Raw genomic sequence first — 16,901 nt, 5'->3', positions numbered from 1 at the left:
TCGTTTCATTCTGTCGTCTTCGACAGGCCCCGGAGTCCGTGCCCCGATGTGGCAGGAGGACCCGGGAAGTGTTCACCGGAATCGTCGAAGAGCTGGGTGAGGTCACCGCCGTCGAGAGTCTCGACGACGCCTCCCGCTTCCGTCTGCGCGGCCCGATCGTCACCGAGGGCGCGAAGCACGGCGACTCCATCGCCGTGAACGGCGTCTGTCTCACCGTCGTCGAGCACGAGGGTGACGAGTTCACCGCCGACGTCATGGCCGAGACCCTGAACCGCTCCAGCCTCGGCGTCCTCGCCGTCGGCTCCCGCGTCAACCTCGAACGCCCCATGGCCCTCGGTGCCCGCCTCGGCGGACACATCGTGCAGGGCCATGTCGACGGCACCGGCGCGGTGTTGGAGCGCAAGCCGTCCGAGAACTGGGAGCTCGTCAAGATCTCGCTCCCCGCCGACCTCACACGCTATGTCGTCGAGAAGGGCTCCATCACCGTCGACGGCATCAGCCTCACGGTCGTGGACGCGGGCCCCGACTACTTCACGGTCAGCCTCATCCCGACCACTCTCGACCTGACCACCCTCGGCCTCAAGCAGCCCGGCGACCCGGTCAACCTCGAAGTGGACGTCATCGCCAAGTACGTAGAGCGGCTCATGGGCGATCGCGAGGTGACCCCGTGAACTGGCTCAACTCCGAGGCCTTCGTCCTGTTCGGCCAGCACATCAAGTGGTCGGACATGATCGGCAACGTCGTCGGCCTGATCGCCCTGGCCTTCGGCTGGCGGCGCTCGATCTGGAGCTGGCCCACCCAGTTCGTCTCCGGCGTGATCCTGTTCGCCGCGTTCGCCACCGCCCACCTCTCCGGCAGCGCCGGCAAGCAGGTCGTCGTCATGGTCGTCGCGGTCTACGGCTGGTGGCAGTGGAACCGCGGCAAGGACGGCTCCGCCGACGGTCACATCACCCCCCGCTTCGCCACCTGGCGCGAGCGCGCGATCCTGGTCGGCGCCGCCGCCGTGGGAACGGTCGCGGTCGCCGCCCTCTTCAAGGCGTACCCCTCCCTCTCCTGGGACCCGTGGCCCGACGCCTACATCTTCGTCGGCACGGTCGTCGCCATGTACGCCCAGGCCCGCGGCATGGTCGAGTTCTGGTTCGCCTGGCTCCTCGTCGACCTCGTCGGCGTCCCCCTCAACTTCGCCAACGGCTTCGCCTTCTCCGGCTTCGTCTACGTCATCTACGGCGCACTCGTCCTGTGGGGCATGCGCGACTGGTGGCTGCGCTCCCGCAAGGCCCCGCAGCCCGTCATGGAAGGAGCGCCGGCATGACAGCGGCACCGATCCTGTACAGCACCGACGGTTTCGAGGACTTCTCGCTCGACCCGGTCGAGCAGGCCATCGCCGACATCGCGGCCGGCCGCCCGGTGGTGGTCGTCGACGACGAGGACCGCGAGAACGAGGGCGACCTCGTCATCGCCGCCGAGAAGGCCACCCCCGAGATCGTCGCCTTCATGATGAGCGAGTGCCGAGGTCTCATCTGCGCCCCCATGGAGGGCGACGAGCTGGACCGGCTCCGGCTCCCGCAGATGGTCGAGGACAACACCGAGTCGATGAAGACCGCGTTCACCGTCTCCGTGGACGCCTCCTCCGTCCACGGTGTGACCACCGGCATCTCGGCCGCTGACCGCGCGACCACGCTCCGGCTCCTCGCGAGCGGCACCACCGAGGCCGACGACTTCGTCCGCCCCGGCCACATCTTCCCGCTGCGCGCCCGGTCCGGCGGAGTGCTGGTCCGCAACGGCCACACCGAGGCCGCCGTCGACCTCGCCCGTCTCGCGGGCCTGCGCCCGGCCGGCGCGATCGTGGAGATCGCGGGCGAGGACGGCCGGATGCTCCGGCTCCCCGAACTGATCCCGTTCGCCCGCAAGCACGGCCTGACGATCATCTCCATCGAGGACCTGATCGCCTACCGGCAGACCGCCGAACCCACCGTCCGCCGCGAGGCCGAGGTCCAACTCCCCACCCGCCACGGCAAGTTCACGGCCTACGGCTACCGCTCCACCGTCGACGGCGTCGAGCACGTCGCCCTCGTCCACGGCGAGATCGGTGACGGCGAGGACGTCCTGGTCCGCGTCCACTCCGAATGCCTCACCGGCGATGTCTTCCACTCCCTGCGCTGCGACTGCGGCCCCCAGCTGGAAGCCTCCCTGGAGCGCATCCAGGAGGAGGGCAGGGGAGTGGTGGTCTACCTGCGCGGCCACGAGGGGCGCGGCATCGGCCTGCTCTCCAAGCTCCGGGCGTACGAACTCCAGGAGCGCGGCCGGGACACCCTCGACGCCAATCTGGAACTCGGCCTGCCCGCCGACGCCCGGGACTACGGCGCCGGCGCGCAGATCCTGGAGGACCTCGGCGTCCGCAGCCTGCGCCTGATGACCAACAATCCCGACAAGACGGACGCGCTCGTCCGGCACGGCCTCAAGGTCACCGGCCGCGAGCCGATGCCGATACAGGCGGGCGAGCACAACCTCCGCTACCTGCGCACCAAGCGGGACCGCATGGGCCACGACCTGCCCTGGCTGGACACGGCCCCCGTGTCCACCTGCGGCAACCAGTAGGAACGACCAGTAAGACCCCTTCAGAAGTCACCGAGGAGACAAGAGAACGTGAGTGGCAAGGGCGCACCGGAACTGTCCGTACGCAACGTCGGAGACCTGCGGGTCGCCGTCATCGCGGCGCAGTGGCACGAAAAGGTGATGGACGGTCTGGTGGACGGCGCCCTGCGCGCCCTGCACGACCTGGGGATCGACGAGCCGACCCTGCTCCGGGTCCCCGGCAGCTGGGAACTCCCGGTCGTGGCAAAGGTGTTGGCGGGCCGGGGCTACGACGCGATCGTCGCTCTGGGCGTCGTCGTCCGGGGCGGCACCCCGCACTTCGAGTACGTGTGCCAGGGCGTGGTCCAGGGCCTCACCCAGGTCTCGGTCGAGACCGGTGTCCCCGTCGGCATGGGCGTCCTGACCTGCGACACCGAGGAGCAGGCCCTCGACCGGGCCGGCTTGGAGGGTTCGAACGAGGACAAGGGCCACGAGGCGGTGACGGCGGCCGTGGCGACGGCGGCCACCCTCCGCTCAGTATCTGAACCCTGGCGGTGAGGTGTGCCCGCAACTCTGTAGTGTTGGGACATCATGTCCAATAAGACGTTCGAGGAGCTCTTCACCGAGCTCCAGCAGAAGGCCGCCACCGGCGACCCCGCCACTTCCCGCACCGCAGAGCTGGTCGGCAAGGGCGTCCATGCCATCGGCAAGAAGGTCGTCGAAGAGGCCGCCGAGGTCTGGATGGCCGCCGAGTACGAGGGCAAGGAGGCGGCTGCCGAGGAGATCTCGCAGCTGCTCTACCACGTCCAGGTGATGATGGTCGCCCGCGGAATCTCGCTGGACGACGTCTACGCCCACCTGTAAAACCAGTTCCGACACTTCAGCCCATTTCACGCGAAGGAAGCCGACCTCATGCTGCGCATCGCCGTCCCCAACAAGGGTTCCCTGTCAGGACCTGCGGCGGACATGCTGCATGAGGCCGGCTATCAGCAGCGCCGGGAGTCCAAGGAACTGCGGATCGTCGACCCGGTCAACGAGGTCGAGTTCTTCTACCTCCGCCCTCGCGACATCGCGATCTACGTCTCGTCCGGACGCCTCGACATCGGCATCACGGGCCGCGACCTGCTCGTCGACTCCGCTGCCTCCGCCGAGGAGATCCTCCCGCTCGGCTTCGCCCGCTCCACGTTCCGCTTCGCCTCCAAGCCCGGCGCGGCCAGCAGCGTGGAGGACCTCAAGGGCAAGACGGTCGCCACCTCGTACGAGGGCATCGTCGCGGGGCACCTCGCCGACAACGGCATCGACGCCTCCGTCGTCCACCTGGACGGCGCCGTGGAGACCGCCATCGAACTCGGTGTCGCCGAGGTCATCGCCGACGTCGTCGAGACCGGCACCAGCCTGCGCAACGCGGGCCTGGAGGTCTTCGGCGACCCCATCATGAAGTCCGAGGCCGTCGTCATCCGCCGCAAGGGTGCCGAGGTCGAGGAGCCCAAGGTCCAGCAGTTCCTGCGCCGCCTCCAGGGCGTGCTGGTCGCCCGGACGTACGTGATGATGGACTACGACTGCCGGGTCGAGCAGTTGGAGAAGGCCGTCGCGCTCACCCCGGGCCTGGAGTCCCCGACCGTCTCCCCGCTGCACAACGAGGGCTGGGTCGCCGTACGTGCGATGGTCCCCGCCAAGGAAGCGCAGCGGATCATGGACGACCTGTACGACATCGGCGCCCGGGCCATCCTGACGACGGCGATCCACGCCTGCCGTCTCTGAGGAACACGCCGATCATGTCCGAACTCCCCGCTCTGCCGGTCACGTTCCGGCCGGGCCGCACCCGTGCCGTGCTGCTCACCGCGGGCGTCGCGATCTTCGTCGTCATCACGACCGTCGCGATGCTCCTGGAGCAGCTCACCCCGGGGGAGAAGCTCAGCTTCGTCTTCACCGGTGCTGTCCTCTTCGGCGTGCTGGCCGTGCTCGCACGGGTGAAGGTCGTCGCCGACGAGTCCGGTGTCACCGTCGTGAACATCGTCAGCAGGCGCCGTCTGGAGTGGGCCGAGATCCTCCAGGTGAACCTCCGCCCCGGCGACCCCTGGGTGTTCCTCAACCTCAGCGACGGCACGAGCCTGCCCGTGCTCGGCATCCAGCCCGGCATCGCCAAGGAGAGGGCCATCGCCGACGCGCGCACTCTGCGGGCGCTCACCGAGGCCCACTCGACAAGGGATCTGCCGTAGATGGCCATGTCTTGATTAATCTGTTGTCGGTGGCGTTTTTCCTCGCGCCTCCGCCACCGGTGTTCCCCCCTGTCTTCCGAGGCCCCCTGCTACCCGAGGAGTGACTCCCTCCAGCGATGGACGGATCGTCCTGTAGTACCTGCGCCGCCCCCTCCCGGCATATCGAGGCGGCGGCATGACCATCCCCCTGCTGCTCCTCGGAGCGGCGATCCTGCTGATTCTGGCCAACGGCTTCTTCGTCGCGGCCGAGTTCGGGCTCGTCACCGTGGAGCGCCCCGAGGCCGAGAAGGCCGCCGCCGAGGGCGACCGACGGGCCGCCACGGTCGTCGAGTCGCTCAAGGAGCTGTCCTTCCAGCTCTCCGGCACCCAGCTCGGCATCACCATCACCTCCCTGGTCGTCGGCATGCTCGCCGAACCGGCCCTGGCACAGCTGCTGCACGGCCCGTTCAGCGCGATCGGCATCCCCGAGGGCGCGGTCTCCGGTGTCGCCGTGGTCGTCGGCATGCTGCTGGCCTCCGCAGTGCAGATGGTGATCGGCGAGCTCGTGCCCAAGAACTGGGCGGTGTCGCGGCCCCTGCAGGTCGCGCGCTTCGTCGCCGCACCGCAGCACGCCTTCGCCCGCCTGTTCCGCCCCGTGATCGCCGCGCTCAACGCGGTCGCCAACCGCCTCGTCCGCGCCCTGGGCGTCGAGCCCGCCGACGAGCTGGCCTCCGCCCGCACCCCCGGCGAGCTGGTCTCCCTGGCCCGCCACTCCGCGCAGGCCGGCGCCCTGGAACAGGACACGGCCGATCTCTTCGTACGGACCCTGTCGCTGGGCGAGTTGACCGCGCAGCACGTCATGACCCCGCGCGTGAAGGTGAGCGCGCTGCAGTCGTCGGCGACCGCCGAGGACGTGGTCAACCTGACCCGTGCCACCGGTCTGTCCCGCTTCCCCGTCTACCGGGAGAAGATCGACGAGATCGTCGGCATGGTCCACCTCAAGGACGCCCTGGCCGTGCCCGCGCACGACCGGCTGCGCACCCCCGTCACCAGCATCGCCAAGTCCCCGGTCCTGGTCCCCGAGACCCTGCCCGTCCAGCCTCTCCTGGCCCGGCTGCGCAGCGAGCAGCCGATCGCCGTCGTCGTCGACGAGTACGGCGGTACGGCCGGTGTGGTCACCCTGGAGGACATCGTCGAGGAACTCGTCGGCGAGGTCCGCGACGAGCACGACGGCCATGACCTGCCAGAACTCGCCGCCGTACCGCCCGAGGACGGGAAACCCGCCTGGGACGCCGACGGCAGCTGCCGCGTCGACATCCTCCAACGCATAGGCCTCGACGTGCCCGAAGGACCGTACGAGACCGTCGCAGGCCTGGTCGCCGACCTCCTCGGCCGGATCCCCGCCCCCGGTGACAAGGCCGAACTCCCGGGCTGGCGGCTCTCGGTGCGCCAGGTGGGCCACTACCGCGCCGAGCGGGTCCGCCTGGTCCGCACCGCTCCCCCCGTGAACGTCATGGAGGCGGCCCGATGACCGTCCTCCAACTCCTCTTCGCCGTGCTGCTCGTGCTCGCCAACGGCTTCTTCGTCGGCGCCGAGTTCGCCCTCGTCTCCGTCCGCCGCAGCCAGATCGAACCCCTCGGCACGGCCCGCGCCCGCCAGGTCCTCTACGGCCTCGAACGGCTCCCGCAGATGATGGCCGCGGCCCAATTCGGCATCACCGTCTGCTCGTTGACCCTGGGCGCGGTGGCCGAACCGACGGTCGCCCATGTGCTGGAACCGGTCTTCGAGTGGATGCACCTGCCCGAGGGCATGATCCACCCCCTCGGCTACGTCCTCGCGCTCGCCGCCGTGGTCTTCTTCCACCTCGTCATCGGCGAGATGGTCCCCAAGAACCTCGCGATGGCCGCGCCGGAGAAGGCCGCGATGTGGCTCAGCCCCGGCCTGGTCGCCTTCGCCCGGGTCTGCAGGCCGATCACCGTGGCCCTCGGTGCCGTCGCCCAGGGCATCCTGCGGCTCTTCCACGTCGAGCCCAAGGACGAGGTCGAGGCCGTCTTCACCAGCGAACAGCTCAACCGCCTGGTGGAGGACTCGGGGCAGGCCGGCCTCTTGGACCCCGAGGAGCAGGAACGCCTGGAGGACGCCCTGGAGTTGGGCTCCCGCCCGGTCACGGACGTGCTCCTGCGCCGCGAAAACCTGGTGACGGTCAGCCCCTCGGTCACCCCGGGCGAGATCGTCGCGCTCACCGCCCGCACCGGCTACTCCCGCTTCCCGATCGCTGCGGAGACGGGAGCCTTCATGGGCTACCTGCACGTGAAGGACGTACTCGACGTTGAGGAGTCCGAACGGGCGGTCCCGCAGCAGATCTGGCGCCCCATGACGACCCTGCGCTCCGAGCTCCCCCTGGACGACGCTCTGACGGTCATGCGCCGCGCGGCCACGCACTTGGCCCAGGTGGCGGACGCCTCCGGCAAGGTGCTGGGCCTGGTGGCGATGGAGGACGTACTGGAGCTGCTGGTGGGCGAGGTGACGGACCCGGCGCACAGGGATGTACCAACACAGCCGAGGACAGCAGAACTGAAGCAAGCGGTGCCCGGTTGACGCTGGTTCCCCGTGCCCACCTCAGGGGCGCGGGGAACTGCGCGACCAGCCCCCACCGGTCCGCAGGCACGAATCAACGGATCCACCCCACCCAGCGCGTACCGCTCAACCCCCAGCAGGCCCCCGCCCGGACAACACCTCTCCATACGCCTGCATCAGATCCGGCAACCGCAGAGTCGACAGATCGTCCCGCGACAACATCCCGGGATACACCGACAACCGCAGGTCCCGATACGCGCAGCTCTTCTCGTACAGGGTCCGCAGGAACCGCCCGTTCCCCAGCTCGTCGATCCACCCCTGATCCACCACGTGCCCGGCGATGGACCGCAGCTCGTCCAAGGCCTCCTCGTCCCACACGTCCCCGTTCTCCGCGGCCAACACCTCACCGATGGAGGTGAGTTCGAGAGGCCGGTACGAGGGAAAGTCGACGCGGGTGGTGAACCGGGACGACAGCCCGGGGTTCGCGGCCAGCAGCCGGTCCATGCCCTCCGGGTAGCCGGCCAGTATCACCACGAGGTGGTCGCGGTTGTCCTCGGCCCGCTTCAGCAGCACCTGCAAGGCCTCGTCGCCGTACGCGTCGCCCTTGCCGTAGCCGGAGTTGGAGAGCGAGTAGGCCTCGTCCACGAAGAGGACGCCACCGATCGCGGAGTCGATCAGCTCATTGGCCTTCACGGCCGTTTGACCGAGGTACTCGCCGACCAGATCGGCCCGCTGCGCCTCGACTAGATGGTCACCGCCGAGCAGTCCGAGGGCGTAGAAGACGCGGCCGAGTATGCGGGCCACGGTGGTCTTGCCGGTGCCCGAGGGACCGGAGAAGACGAAGTGCCGTTTCGGCGGCTGGACCGGCAGTCCCTGCCCGGCACGCAGCCGGGCCATGTTCAACTGGGCGGACAGCGCCTTGACTTGGCGCTTGACCGGCTCCAACCCCACCATGCGCTCAAGCTCGTTGAGCGCCTCCTCCAATAAGACCGGGTCGGTGGGACCGGTGGGCAGCGGTGGAACGGGTACCGAGGTCTTCTCGCGCACCGAGTCGGCGGCCGAGGGCAGCGGCCCGGTCGGCGGAAGGCCGGGCTCCGACAGCCTCAGATCGCGCCCCTCCGCGCCGAACAGCGGATCGAGTCCGTCGGGCCCCTCCAGCGCGTCCTGCCCGCCGGAGAGCGTGATCGCCGCGAGGTCGGTCACGTCCTCGGAGCCGTCGTACCCGTCGGAGTCGGTGATCGCGGCGAGCCGAGCCGAGGTGTCCATGAACGCGGGGTCGACGCGGTGCACCGCCCGGTACAGGGGGAGCGCGGCGGCGCTGCGGCCGGTGCCCTCGTGGGCCCGCGCCAGCCAGTACCGCAACTCCTTGCGCTGCGGCTGTTCGCTGCGACAGCGCATCAGCGCGGAGGACAGCAGCGGCTCCGCCTGGCCGTACATCTCAAGCCGTACCCGGGCCATCCCGCCGAACAACCCCGCCTCGATGCCCAGGAGTTGGTCGTTCAGCAGGGGATCGGTGTGCCGGACCAGCTGCTCCCAGTCCTTGACCAGATAGGCGCGGCAGGCGTGCAGGAAGCGGACCTGGTGGTCGGTGTCGACGGGCGGCAGTCCGGCCAACGCGCGGTCCAGCTCAGGCACATGGCGGCCGTCCAGCCAGTGCGAGGCGTGCGCGAGCAGCAGATCGCGCGGGCTCTCCAGCACGGGCTGGACCCACCAGCCCAGCCAGTACCAGGAGTTGAGCGTCCGGCGGTGCCTGGTGCGCTGTTCCCCGAAGCGTTCCCGGTGCCGGTACATCCGCAGCAGCGCGGTGGTCGTGTCGACGCGCAGCGCGTGCAGTCCGAGCCAGCCGTCGGCCATCCCGGGATCCATCCGTACCGCGGTGCGGAACTCCTCCTCCGCCTGCGGATAAGCGCCCATCGTGTAGGCGTCCACGCCTCGCAGCCACGCGAGGTCGGCCGGGGCCTCGGGGCCCTGCGTGCCGAAGTCCATCACGTCCCCCCACAAACCGTGCCCCCGTTGATTCACCGCCGGGCCGGCGCCCGTCGGCAGTCTGGGTCGAACCACTGTGCCGCGGACGGGAGTTGCCGTGGTGCGCGAAGCAGCCGTCCGTTGGTCGCACCCTGGGCATCGTACCTGCGGGGCAGTCGCCCATCGAAGGGTGCCGCACAGGCCGTTTGGCGAGGTGGGAGCAGATGGGGCGCACTCGGGCCGGTGACCCAGGGTGAGCAAATCACGGCTCGTAGCGGCCGGAAAAGGGGCTGAGAGCAGAACGAAGCCCCCGATCACGGGGGAACAACCGGGGGCTTCGCGACTCTGGGCGGCTCCGAACGGCCGCACATTCAGAACGTAAGACCTGTACGGCCCCTGGGTCAAGCCGAGTTGAGGCACTCAAGCAAGTTCGCGCATGACGGTCTTCACAAGTTCAGCACACTGCGGGCGGTTCGTCACCGTGGGTGATTTCGTGGTCCGGTCCAATCGTCCCGGAGGGCCCCGTCAGCACCTCGTACCCCTTCAGCAACTGCCGTACCAGGAAGTCCGCGTGCGGTCGCGAAGGGTCCTCGGCAAAGTGTTCGCGTTCCGCCTCGACCCACCCGTCCCAGAAGTCCCGTTGCTCACTCCCGTCCCGCAGTCGCCCCCGTGCCCAGGACTCCTCCCGGGGTAGCTCCATCCACAGCAGCCGCGCGAGAAACGGTCGTACGGCCCGGCGTCCGGCGCCGACCCCCTCGATCAGGACCACGGGTGCGGGCGGCAGCGCGCGGGGTGTTCCGAAGCGCCGGGTGTGCCAGTCGTAGGGGGCGTAGTGCGCGGTCCCGCCGTGGCCGAGTGGGGTGATCACCTGGCTCAGCAGCCGGTCGGTCCAGCCGAACAGCTCGTCGTGGGTGGCGAGGTCGTCCAGGTGCAGCACGGGCGCGCCGCCCAGGGCCGCGGCCAGCTGCCCGGCGAACGTGGACTTCCCGGACCCCGCGTGTCCGTCGACCCCGACGAGCCGGACCGGGCCGCAGGACGGGGGCAGTCGGCGGAGCCGGTGGGCGAGGTCGTGCATGAGGGGTCCCGGGGGTCGTGGGCCGATGCCGCAGGTCGCCCCGGCATTCTACGGAGCGGCGGTCTGCGCCCCAGGTCATGCCAGTGGTCGAGACCAATATTGGTAGGCGTGGCACGCTGGCAGAGGCGCACCGCCGACGTACATAGTGGGCGTACGACCGTCCATTGGATCTGTCCCGACTCGGAACACCCGGGGGTATTCCGCATGAGCAGAGTCGAACATCCTTCCCGCAGAACCGTCCTGGCCGCAGCGGTCGGCGCCGCCGTGGTGAGTGGCACGGGCCCCGCGGCCGCCGACACCGAGACCGTCGCCGACGCCGCTGACTCCGACCGGGCCCCGACCTCCGCGGTCGACTACCACGCATGGACCACCTACGACGACTGGTGCTGCGGTACCGCAAAGGGCACCCGGGCCGTCCCGGGCCCCCGCCCCGGCCTCGTCGTCGGCACCGCCCTCGGCAGCGTCGACTACACGGACCCGCACACCGGCAGGACCGCGAGCTGGGAGTACGCGACCTGGACCTCCCCCGTCCACAGGCTCTCCGTCCCCGCGACGGAGACCATCGCCTCCTGGAACGCGGACACCCCGGCCGGCACCTGGATCCAGATCGAGCTGCGCGGCACGTACTCCGACGGCGCGGACACCCCCTGGTACGTGATGGGCCGCTGGGCCGCCGGCGACCAGGACATCAAGCGGACCTCCGTCGACGACCAGAAGGACGGCAGGTCCGCCGTCTGGACGGACACCTTCGCGATCGACGACGCGACCACGGGCCTGCGCCTGGCCTCGTACCGGCTGCGCCTGACCCTCTACCGCAAGCCGGGCACCAAGCTCACCCCCACGGTGTGGCGGCTGGGTGCGATGGGCTCGGACGTACCCGACCGCTTCACCGTCCCGGCCACCGTGCCCGGACTCGCCCAGGAGCTGATCGTCCCGCGCTACTCGCAGGAGATCCACACCGGCCAGTACCCCGAGTACGACAACGGCGGCGAGGCCTGGTGCAGCCCCACCTCCTCGCAGATGATCATCGAGTACTGGGGCGGCCGGCTCACCCCGGAGCAACTGGCCTGGGTCGACCCGTCCTACGCCGACCCGCAGGTCGACAACGCGGCGCGCTTCACCTACGACTACCAGTACCAGGGCTGCGGCAACTGGCCGTTCAACGCCGCCTACGCGGCGACGTACCAGGACCTCCAGGGCGTGGTCACCAGGCTCGGCTCGCTCACCGACCTGGAGACGCTCATCGCGGCGGGCATCCCGGCCATAACGTCACAGTCGTTCCTCAGCAGCGAGCTGACCGGCGCGGGATACGGCACCGCCGGCCATCTGATGACCGTGATCGGCTTCTCCTCCGACGGTGACGTGATCGCCAACGACCCCAACTCGCCCAGCGATCCGGCCGTCCGCCGCGTCTACAAACGCCGGGAGTTCGAGAACATCTGGCTGCGCACCAAGCGGTACAACGCCTCCGGCAAGCTCTCCTCCGGTACCGGCGGCGTCTGCTACCTCTACTTCCCGGCGCGGCCGACCGCCCGCCAGCGCACGGCACTCGCGGCGGTGGGCGTGCGCTGACGCGGAGTCTGTGACCAAGGTCTCCGACTCGAAAGGCGATATGGATGGCAAGGTGGACAGAACGGGGGAGTCCACCGCACATCCGACCTCTGTGAGCCACCATGACCGCACACGCAGCCGACGCCGCCCGCACCCGCGCCCGCACCGGCGGCCCCAAGGGCGACGGCCCGAAGATCGCCGAGCACGTCATGGGCTGGACCCTCGTCGTGGTGATCGCGATGCTCGTGACCCAAATCGGCCTGTTGTGACCTGACGCATAACCGACCTGCCATACTGCGGTTGACCAAGCCCAGTTGGAGAGCCAGAGTCGAAATTGGAAATCAGTCAGCAGCGTGACGTCGCACGTCCCCGGGCGCGCGGTACCGAGCGTTCCCTGGCGCGCCGCGCCGAACTCATCACCATTGGCCGGAAGTTGTTCGCCGACACGTCCTACGACGCGCTGTCCATGGACGACATCGCGCGGCAGGCCCATGTCGCCAAGGGGCTGATCTACTACTACTTCCAGTCCAAGCGCGGCTACTACCTGGCGATCATCAACGACTCCGTCGCCGACCTGGTGACCTTCGCGGCCAGCGGCTACGAACTGCCCCAACTGGACCGCGTACAGCGCACGATGGACAGCTATCTCCGCTGGGCCGAGCACAACCAGGCGGCCTACCGCACCATCGTCAGCGGCGGCGTCGGCTTCGACACCGAGGTGCACGCCATCCGCGACGGCGTGCGCGCGGCCATCGTCGAGACCATCGCCACGGGGGCCTACGGCCGCAGCGACATCTCCCGCCTCGCGCGCATGGGCCTGTTCGGCTGGGTGTGCAGCGTCGAGGGCGCGACCCTGGAGTGGATCAGCGGCCCCGACCTGTCCCGCGAGACGATGCGCGAACTCCTCGTGAAGACCCTGGGCGGCACCCTGCGCGCGATCGAGGAACTGGACCCGACATGTCCGGCCCCGGCCCCGGCCCGCCGGGACGGCTGAGCGGGCGCTTCCGACCTGTTCCGGACGACCGGGTTATTCTCGAAGTAAGCGGTCGTTAACTGGTGACGGCAGACCTCCGATCGGGCATACTCACAGCGCAGAGCCGCTGGTCAGCCGCTTCCGAGACCCGGGAGCGGGAGCAGTGGCCGTACCCGTGCGATATCCGGCGCAGGCGCCTCGACCCCAGGCGTACGCCCGCCGATGTCCCGACAGGGAGGAGAGCGTCGCCATGCCCGACCGCGCCCCGCAGCCGGTGGACCGGCAACTGCCCACGGACGAGGCCCGGGATCTGATCTCGCTGGTCCGCGACATCGCGCAGCGTGAGATCGCCCCGAAGGCGGCCGAGGAAGAGGACGCCGGACACTTCCCGCGCGAGGTCTTCGCCCTGCTCTCCGAGTCCGGACTGCTCGGCCTGCCCTACGACTCCGAGTACGGCGGCGGCGACCAGCCCTACGAGGTCTACCTCCAGGTGCTCGAGGAACTCGCGGCGGCCCGCCTCACCGTCGGCCTCGGCGTCAGCGTCCACTCTCTGTCCTGCCATGCGCTGGCCAACTACGGGACCAAGCAGCAGCAGGTCGAGTACCTGCCCACGATGCTCGGCGGCGGACTGCTGGGCGCCTACTGCCTCTCCGAGCCGTCCTCCGGCTCCGACGCGGCCTCCCTGCGCACCAAGGCGGTGCGGGAGGGCGAGGGCTGGGTGATCGACGGCACCAAGGCCTGGATCACGCACGGTGGCATCGCCGACTTCTATACGGTCATGGCCCGCACCGGCGAGGACGGCCCGCGCGGGATCAGCGCCTTCCTGGTGCCCGGTGACGCGCCCGGCCTGAGTGGCGCGGCACCGGAGAAGAAGATGGGCATGAAGGGCTCCCCCACCGCCCAGGTCCACTTCGACGGCGTCCGGGTCCCCGACGAGCGGCGCCTCGGCGAGGAGGGCCAGGGCTTCGCCATCGCCCTGTCCGCGCTGGACTCCGGGCGGCTCGGCATCGCGGCCTGCGCGATCGGCCTGGCACAGGCGGCGCTCGACGAGGCGGTGGCGTACGCGACCGGACGGCAGCAGTTCGGGCGCCCGATCTCCGACTTCCAGGGCCTGCGCTTCATGCTCGCCGACATGGCCACCCAGATCGAGGCGGGCCGTGCCCTCTACCTCGCGGCGGCCCGGCTGCGCGACGCGGGCCGGCCCTTCGCCAAACAGGCCGCCATGGCCAAGCTGCACTGCACCGACACCGCGATGAAGGCCACCATCGACGCCGTCCAGGTGCTCGGCGGGTACGGCTACACCGCGGACTTCCCGGTCGAGCGCTACATGCGCGAGGCCAAGGTCCTGCAGATCGTCGAGGGCACCAACCAGATCCAGCGCATGGTCATCGCCCGCCATCTCGCGGGTCCCGAAGCCCACCGAACTGGCTGAGCCCGGCCGGCGGCGCCGCCAGCCGCACCCACTCCGGGTCGTGCCGCCCCGGCAAGGTGCGGCCCCGGTCGGCCCAAGTCCGCATGAGATCACGGTAGATGGGCGGATCCTGCGGCTGCGGCGGAGCAGGCTGAACCGATTCTGCGGGTGCGGGGACGTAGATTCGGCGCTGACGCCCGGTCGGCGCATATGTGGGGGTCATACCAGGGCAACGTAAGAGCCCGGCGGCAGGTCACCGGCGCGGGAAATCGAGCGTGAGTTCACCGGCGTACGGCTCTCGCCTCTGGCTACCGCACGACACCTGACGTACCGTCACCTCCACTGTCCCCAGGGGAGGTTAGCCGTGGCAGACGACCGTCCCGTGCCCCTCGACGAGTACCCCGTGCACCAGGTCCCCCTGTCGATGAAGCACGTAGCGACCGGCGACCGGAACGCCTACGACCGCTGCATCTTCCACGTCCTCGACCACGAGGGACGCGCCCTGCTCATCCTCGGCCTCGGCGTCTACCCCAACGTCGGCGTGATCGACGCCTACGCGACCCTCCGCACCGGCGACACCCTGCACGCCGTCCGCGCCTCGGACGCCCTCGGTGACGACCGCATGCACCTCGCGGTCGGCCCGCTGCGCATTGAGGTCGAGGAGCCACTCCGACGCCTGCGCCTGCGCTGTGACGACAACTCCCTTTCGTACGACCTCACTTGGACCGCCGAGTTCCCCGCGCTCTGGGAGCCCCACCACGTCCAGTACCGCGGCGACCGGCTCACCCTCGAAGGACGCCGCTTCGTCCAGGCGGGCGGTGTTGAGGGCGTGATCCGCGCCGGTGACGAGGAGTTCCGGGTCACCGCCGACGGGTGGACCGGTACCCGTGACCGCAGTTGGGGCGTGCGGCCCATCCCCGGCGAGGAGGGCGGCCGGCTCGCGGTGGACCACCCGACCGAGGGCTTCCACTGGATCTGGTGCCCGGTACGCTTCGAGGGCCGCTTCCTCATGGTGATCATCCAGGAGGACGCCGACGGCCACCGCACCCTGAACGAGGCGACCGTCGTCCGCCCCGGCCACCGCGACCGCCAACTCGGCTGGCCCCAGGCCGAGATCACCTACCGCTCCGGCACCCGCCGGCCCGAGCGCGCCCTCGTCCACCTCGGGGACACCCGCAAACCGCAGGAACTCGAGGTCGAGATCCTGGCCTCCTCACCCCTGGCCGTCGGCGCCGGCTACCCGCCCGCCGACGACTGGCAGCACGGCACCTGGCGGGGCCGCGAGTGGCTCGACCGCCGCACCTACGACCTCACTCAACCCGCCCCGCTCGCGGCCTACGGAGTCACCGACCACGCGGCCCGCTTCCGCCTCGACGGCCAGGTGGGTCACGGCATCTTCGAGCACGGCTCCTTCGGCCGCCACGACCCGAGCGGCTTCACCGGCTTCGACTCGGTTGCTCCGTAGGGGAGTTGACACATGGCCACGGCACCCCGCCCCCGTACGACCACCCGCGACCCCGAGGAACTCGCCCACCGCCTCACCGCCTGGCTCGACACCCGCCTGCCCGGCGCCAAGGCTGTCGACATCACGGTTCCCGCGTCGAACGGCATGTCCAGCGAGACCCTGCTCTTCGACATCGAACACCCCGAACCCCCCCTGCGGGCCTGCGCGTTGAGGCTCGCGGCCGACCCGGCGGCGTACACCGTCTTCCCGGTCTACGACATGCCGCGCCAGTTCCGCACCATGCGCCTGGTCGCCGACCGCACGGACCTCCCGGTACCGGAGGTCCGCTGGCTGGAGGAGGACCCGGGTCCGCTCGGCGCCCCGTTCTTCGTCATGGAACGCGTAGCGGGACGTGTGCCGCCGGACGTCATGCCCTATACGTACGAGGGCAATTGGCTGCACGCGGCGACCGACGCGGAACGGGAGCGTCTGGAGGCCGCCTCGATCGGACTGATCGCCCGCCTCCACGACCAAGTCCCGCCCACCGAGACCGAGTTCCTCGCGCTCCCCGGTGAGGGCGACGCGCTCGGCCGCCACGTCGCATCCCAACGCGCCTACTACGAATGGGTTGTCGACGGACTCGCCGGCTCACCGCTCATCGAGAGCGCCTTCGACCGGCTGACGGAACTCTGGCCGGCCGACCCCGGCGAGACGGTCCTCAACTGGGGCGACGCGCGCATCGGGAACGTCGTCTACGACGGCTTCGACCCCGTCGCCGTCCTCGACTGGGAGATGGCGGCGTCGGCCCCGCGCGAGGTGGACCTCGGCTGGACCGTCTATCTGCACCGCTTCTTCCAGGACCTCACGGTCGCCTTCGGCGAGGCGGGCCTGCCGGAGTTCTTCCGCCGGGACCGGGTGGAGGCCCGGTACGCCGAACTCACCGGCCACACCCCGCGCGACATGGACTTCTACACCCTGTACGCCGCCCTGCGGCACGCGATCGTGATGCTGCGCGTCGCCTACCGGCAGGTGCACTTCGGGGAGGCGGCCGTCCCGGCGGACCCGGACACACTGATCCTGCACCACGGCAGCCTGCGGGCCATGGTGCAGGGCAGTTACTGGGATTGAGCGAG

General features: G+C 70.0%; 17 protein-coding genes. 15 read left to right on the top strand and 2 right to left on the bottom strand.

Features of this window, described 5'->3' with window-relative positions; translation table 11 throughout:
- The first annotated feature begins 68 nt into the window (after positions 1-68).
- From AB0I51_RS36770 to AB0I51_RS36730, 9 genes are all read left to right on the top strand, one after another.
- Entirely contained in the window at positions 69-671 is a 603-nt protein-coding gene (locus AB0I51_RS36770) for a riboflavin synthase (protein WP_200708876.1), read from the top strand.
- Positions 668-1,312: a nicotinamide riboside transporter PnuC gene (gene pnuC, locus AB0I51_RS36765; RefSeq protein ID WP_362982735.1), complete on the top strand. Its 645-nt coding sequence runs from the start codon at positions 668-670 to the stop codon at positions 1,310-1,312. Before AB0I51_RS36770 ends, pnuC begins: the two co-directional genes overlap by 4 nt.
- Positions 1,309-2,598 carry a bifunctional 3,4-dihydroxy-2-butanone-4-phosphate synthase/GTP cyclohydrolase II gene (locus AB0I51_RS36760; RefSeq protein WP_362982734.1) on the top strand — a complete coding sequence of 430 codons (1,290 nt, stop codon included), beginning with the start codon at positions 1,309-1,311 and terminating at the stop codon, positions 2,596-2,598. The genes pnuC and AB0I51_RS36760 overlap by 4 nt, the downstream gene beginning before the upstream one ends.
- 48 nt (positions 2,599-2,646) lie before the next feature.
- Complete coding sequence (gene ribH, locus AB0I51_RS36755; RefSeq protein WP_362982733.1) at positions 2,647-3,132, top strand: 6,7-dimethyl-8-ribityllumazine synthase; 486 nt, start codon at positions 2,647-2,649, stop codon at positions 3,130-3,132.
- Positions 3,133-3,165: 33 nt separating this feature from the next.
- Positions 3,166-3,438: a phosphoribosyl-ATP diphosphatase gene (locus AB0I51_RS36750; protein WP_018534786.1), complete on the top strand. Its 273-nt coding sequence runs from the start codon at positions 3,166-3,168 to the stop codon at positions 3,436-3,438.
- 48 nt (positions 3,439-3,486) lie between these two features.
- A complete protein-coding gene (gene hisG / locus AB0I51_RS36745; protein ID WP_362982732.1) occupies positions 3,487-4,335 on the top strand; it encodes an ATP phosphoribosyltransferase in 849 nt (282 codons plus the stop codon).
- Between the two features lie 14 nt (positions 4,336-4,349).
- On the top strand, positions 4,350-4,793 hold the full coding sequence (locus tag AB0I51_RS36740; protein WP_362982731.1) for a PH domain-containing protein: 444 nt from the start codon (positions 4,350-4,352) through the stop codon (positions 4,791-4,793).
- Positions 4,794-4,968: 175 nt separating this feature from the next.
- Entirely contained in the window at positions 4,969-6,303 is a 1,335-nt protein-coding gene (locus AB0I51_RS36735; protein ID WP_362982730.1) for a hemolysin family protein, read from the top strand.
- Positions 6,300-7,370, top strand: coding sequence for a hemolysin family protein (locus tag AB0I51_RS36730; RefSeq protein WP_362982729.1), 1,071 nt, complete (start codon positions 6,300-6,302; stop codon positions 7,368-7,370). Before AB0I51_RS36735 ends, AB0I51_RS36730 begins: the two co-directional genes overlap by 4 nt.
- Positions 7,371-7,475: 105 nt before the next feature.
- On the opposite strand, the gene AB0I51_RS36725 is transcribed toward AB0I51_RS36730, so the two are convergent.
- Both AB0I51_RS36725 and AB0I51_RS36720 read right to left on the bottom strand, forming a co-directional pair.
- Complete coding sequence (locus tag AB0I51_RS36725) at positions 7,476-9,335, bottom strand: AAA family ATPase (protein ID WP_362982728.1); 1,860 nt, start codon at positions 9,333-9,335, stop codon at positions 7,476-7,478.
- 433 nt (positions 9,336-9,768) lie between these two features.
- Positions 9,769-10,389 (bottom strand): hypothetical protein, encoded by a 621-nt coding sequence (locus AB0I51_RS36720; protein ID WP_362982727.1) that lies wholly within the window; start codon positions 10,387-10,389, stop codon positions 9,769-9,771.
- 204 nt (positions 10,390-10,593) lie between these two features.
- On the opposite strand from AB0I51_RS36720, the gene AB0I51_RS36715 reads away from it, so the two are divergent.
- From AB0I51_RS36715 to AB0I51_RS36690, 6 genes are all read left to right on the top strand, one after another.
- Positions 10,594-11,961 carry a peptidase C39 family protein gene (locus tag AB0I51_RS36715; RefSeq protein WP_362982726.1) on the top strand — a complete coding sequence of 456 codons (1,368 nt, stop codon included), beginning with the start codon at positions 10,594-10,596 and terminating at the stop codon, positions 11,959-11,961.
- A 101-nt stretch (positions 11,962-12,062) separates the two neighbouring features.
- The gene (locus tag AB0I51_RS36710) at positions 12,063-12,209 is read left to right on the top strand and encodes an SCO1431 family membrane protein (protein WP_362982725.1); all 147 of its coding nucleotides are present in this window, start codon (positions 12,063-12,065) and stop codon (positions 12,207-12,209) included.
- 65 nt (positions 12,210-12,274) lie between these two features.
- A complete protein-coding gene (locus tag AB0I51_RS36705) occupies positions 12,275-12,934 on the top strand; it encodes a TetR/AcrR family transcriptional regulator (RefSeq protein WP_362982724.1) in 660 nt (219 codons plus the stop codon).
- Positions 12,935-13,163: 229 nt separating this feature from the next.
- Positions 13,164-14,345 carry an acyl-CoA dehydrogenase family protein gene (locus AB0I51_RS36700; RefSeq protein WP_362982723.1) on the top strand — a complete coding sequence of 394 codons (1,182 nt, stop codon included), beginning with the start codon at positions 13,164-13,166 and terminating at the stop codon, positions 14,343-14,345.
- 343 nt (positions 14,346-14,688) lie between these two features.
- Positions 14,689-15,789, top strand: a complete 1,101-nt coding sequence (locus AB0I51_RS36695) for a hypothetical protein (protein WP_362982722.1) — start codon at positions 14,689-14,691, stop codon at positions 15,787-15,789.
- Between the two features lie 12 nt (positions 15,790-15,801).
- On the top strand, positions 15,802-16,896 hold the full coding sequence (locus AB0I51_RS36690; protein ID WP_362982721.1) for a phosphotransferase family protein: 1,095 nt from the start codon (positions 15,802-15,804) through the stop codon (positions 16,894-16,896).
- Positions 16,897-16,901 lie beyond the last annotated feature (5 nt).

This window comes from Streptomyces sp. NPDC050549 (assembly GCF_040655035.1).
Taxonomy (GTDB): domain Bacteria; phylum Actinomycetota; class Actinomycetes; order Streptomycetales; family Streptomycetaceae; genus Streptomyces.
The sequence above is the reverse complement of the archived record's forward strand: the minus strand, read 5'-3'. Positions and strand labels throughout refer to the sequence as shown.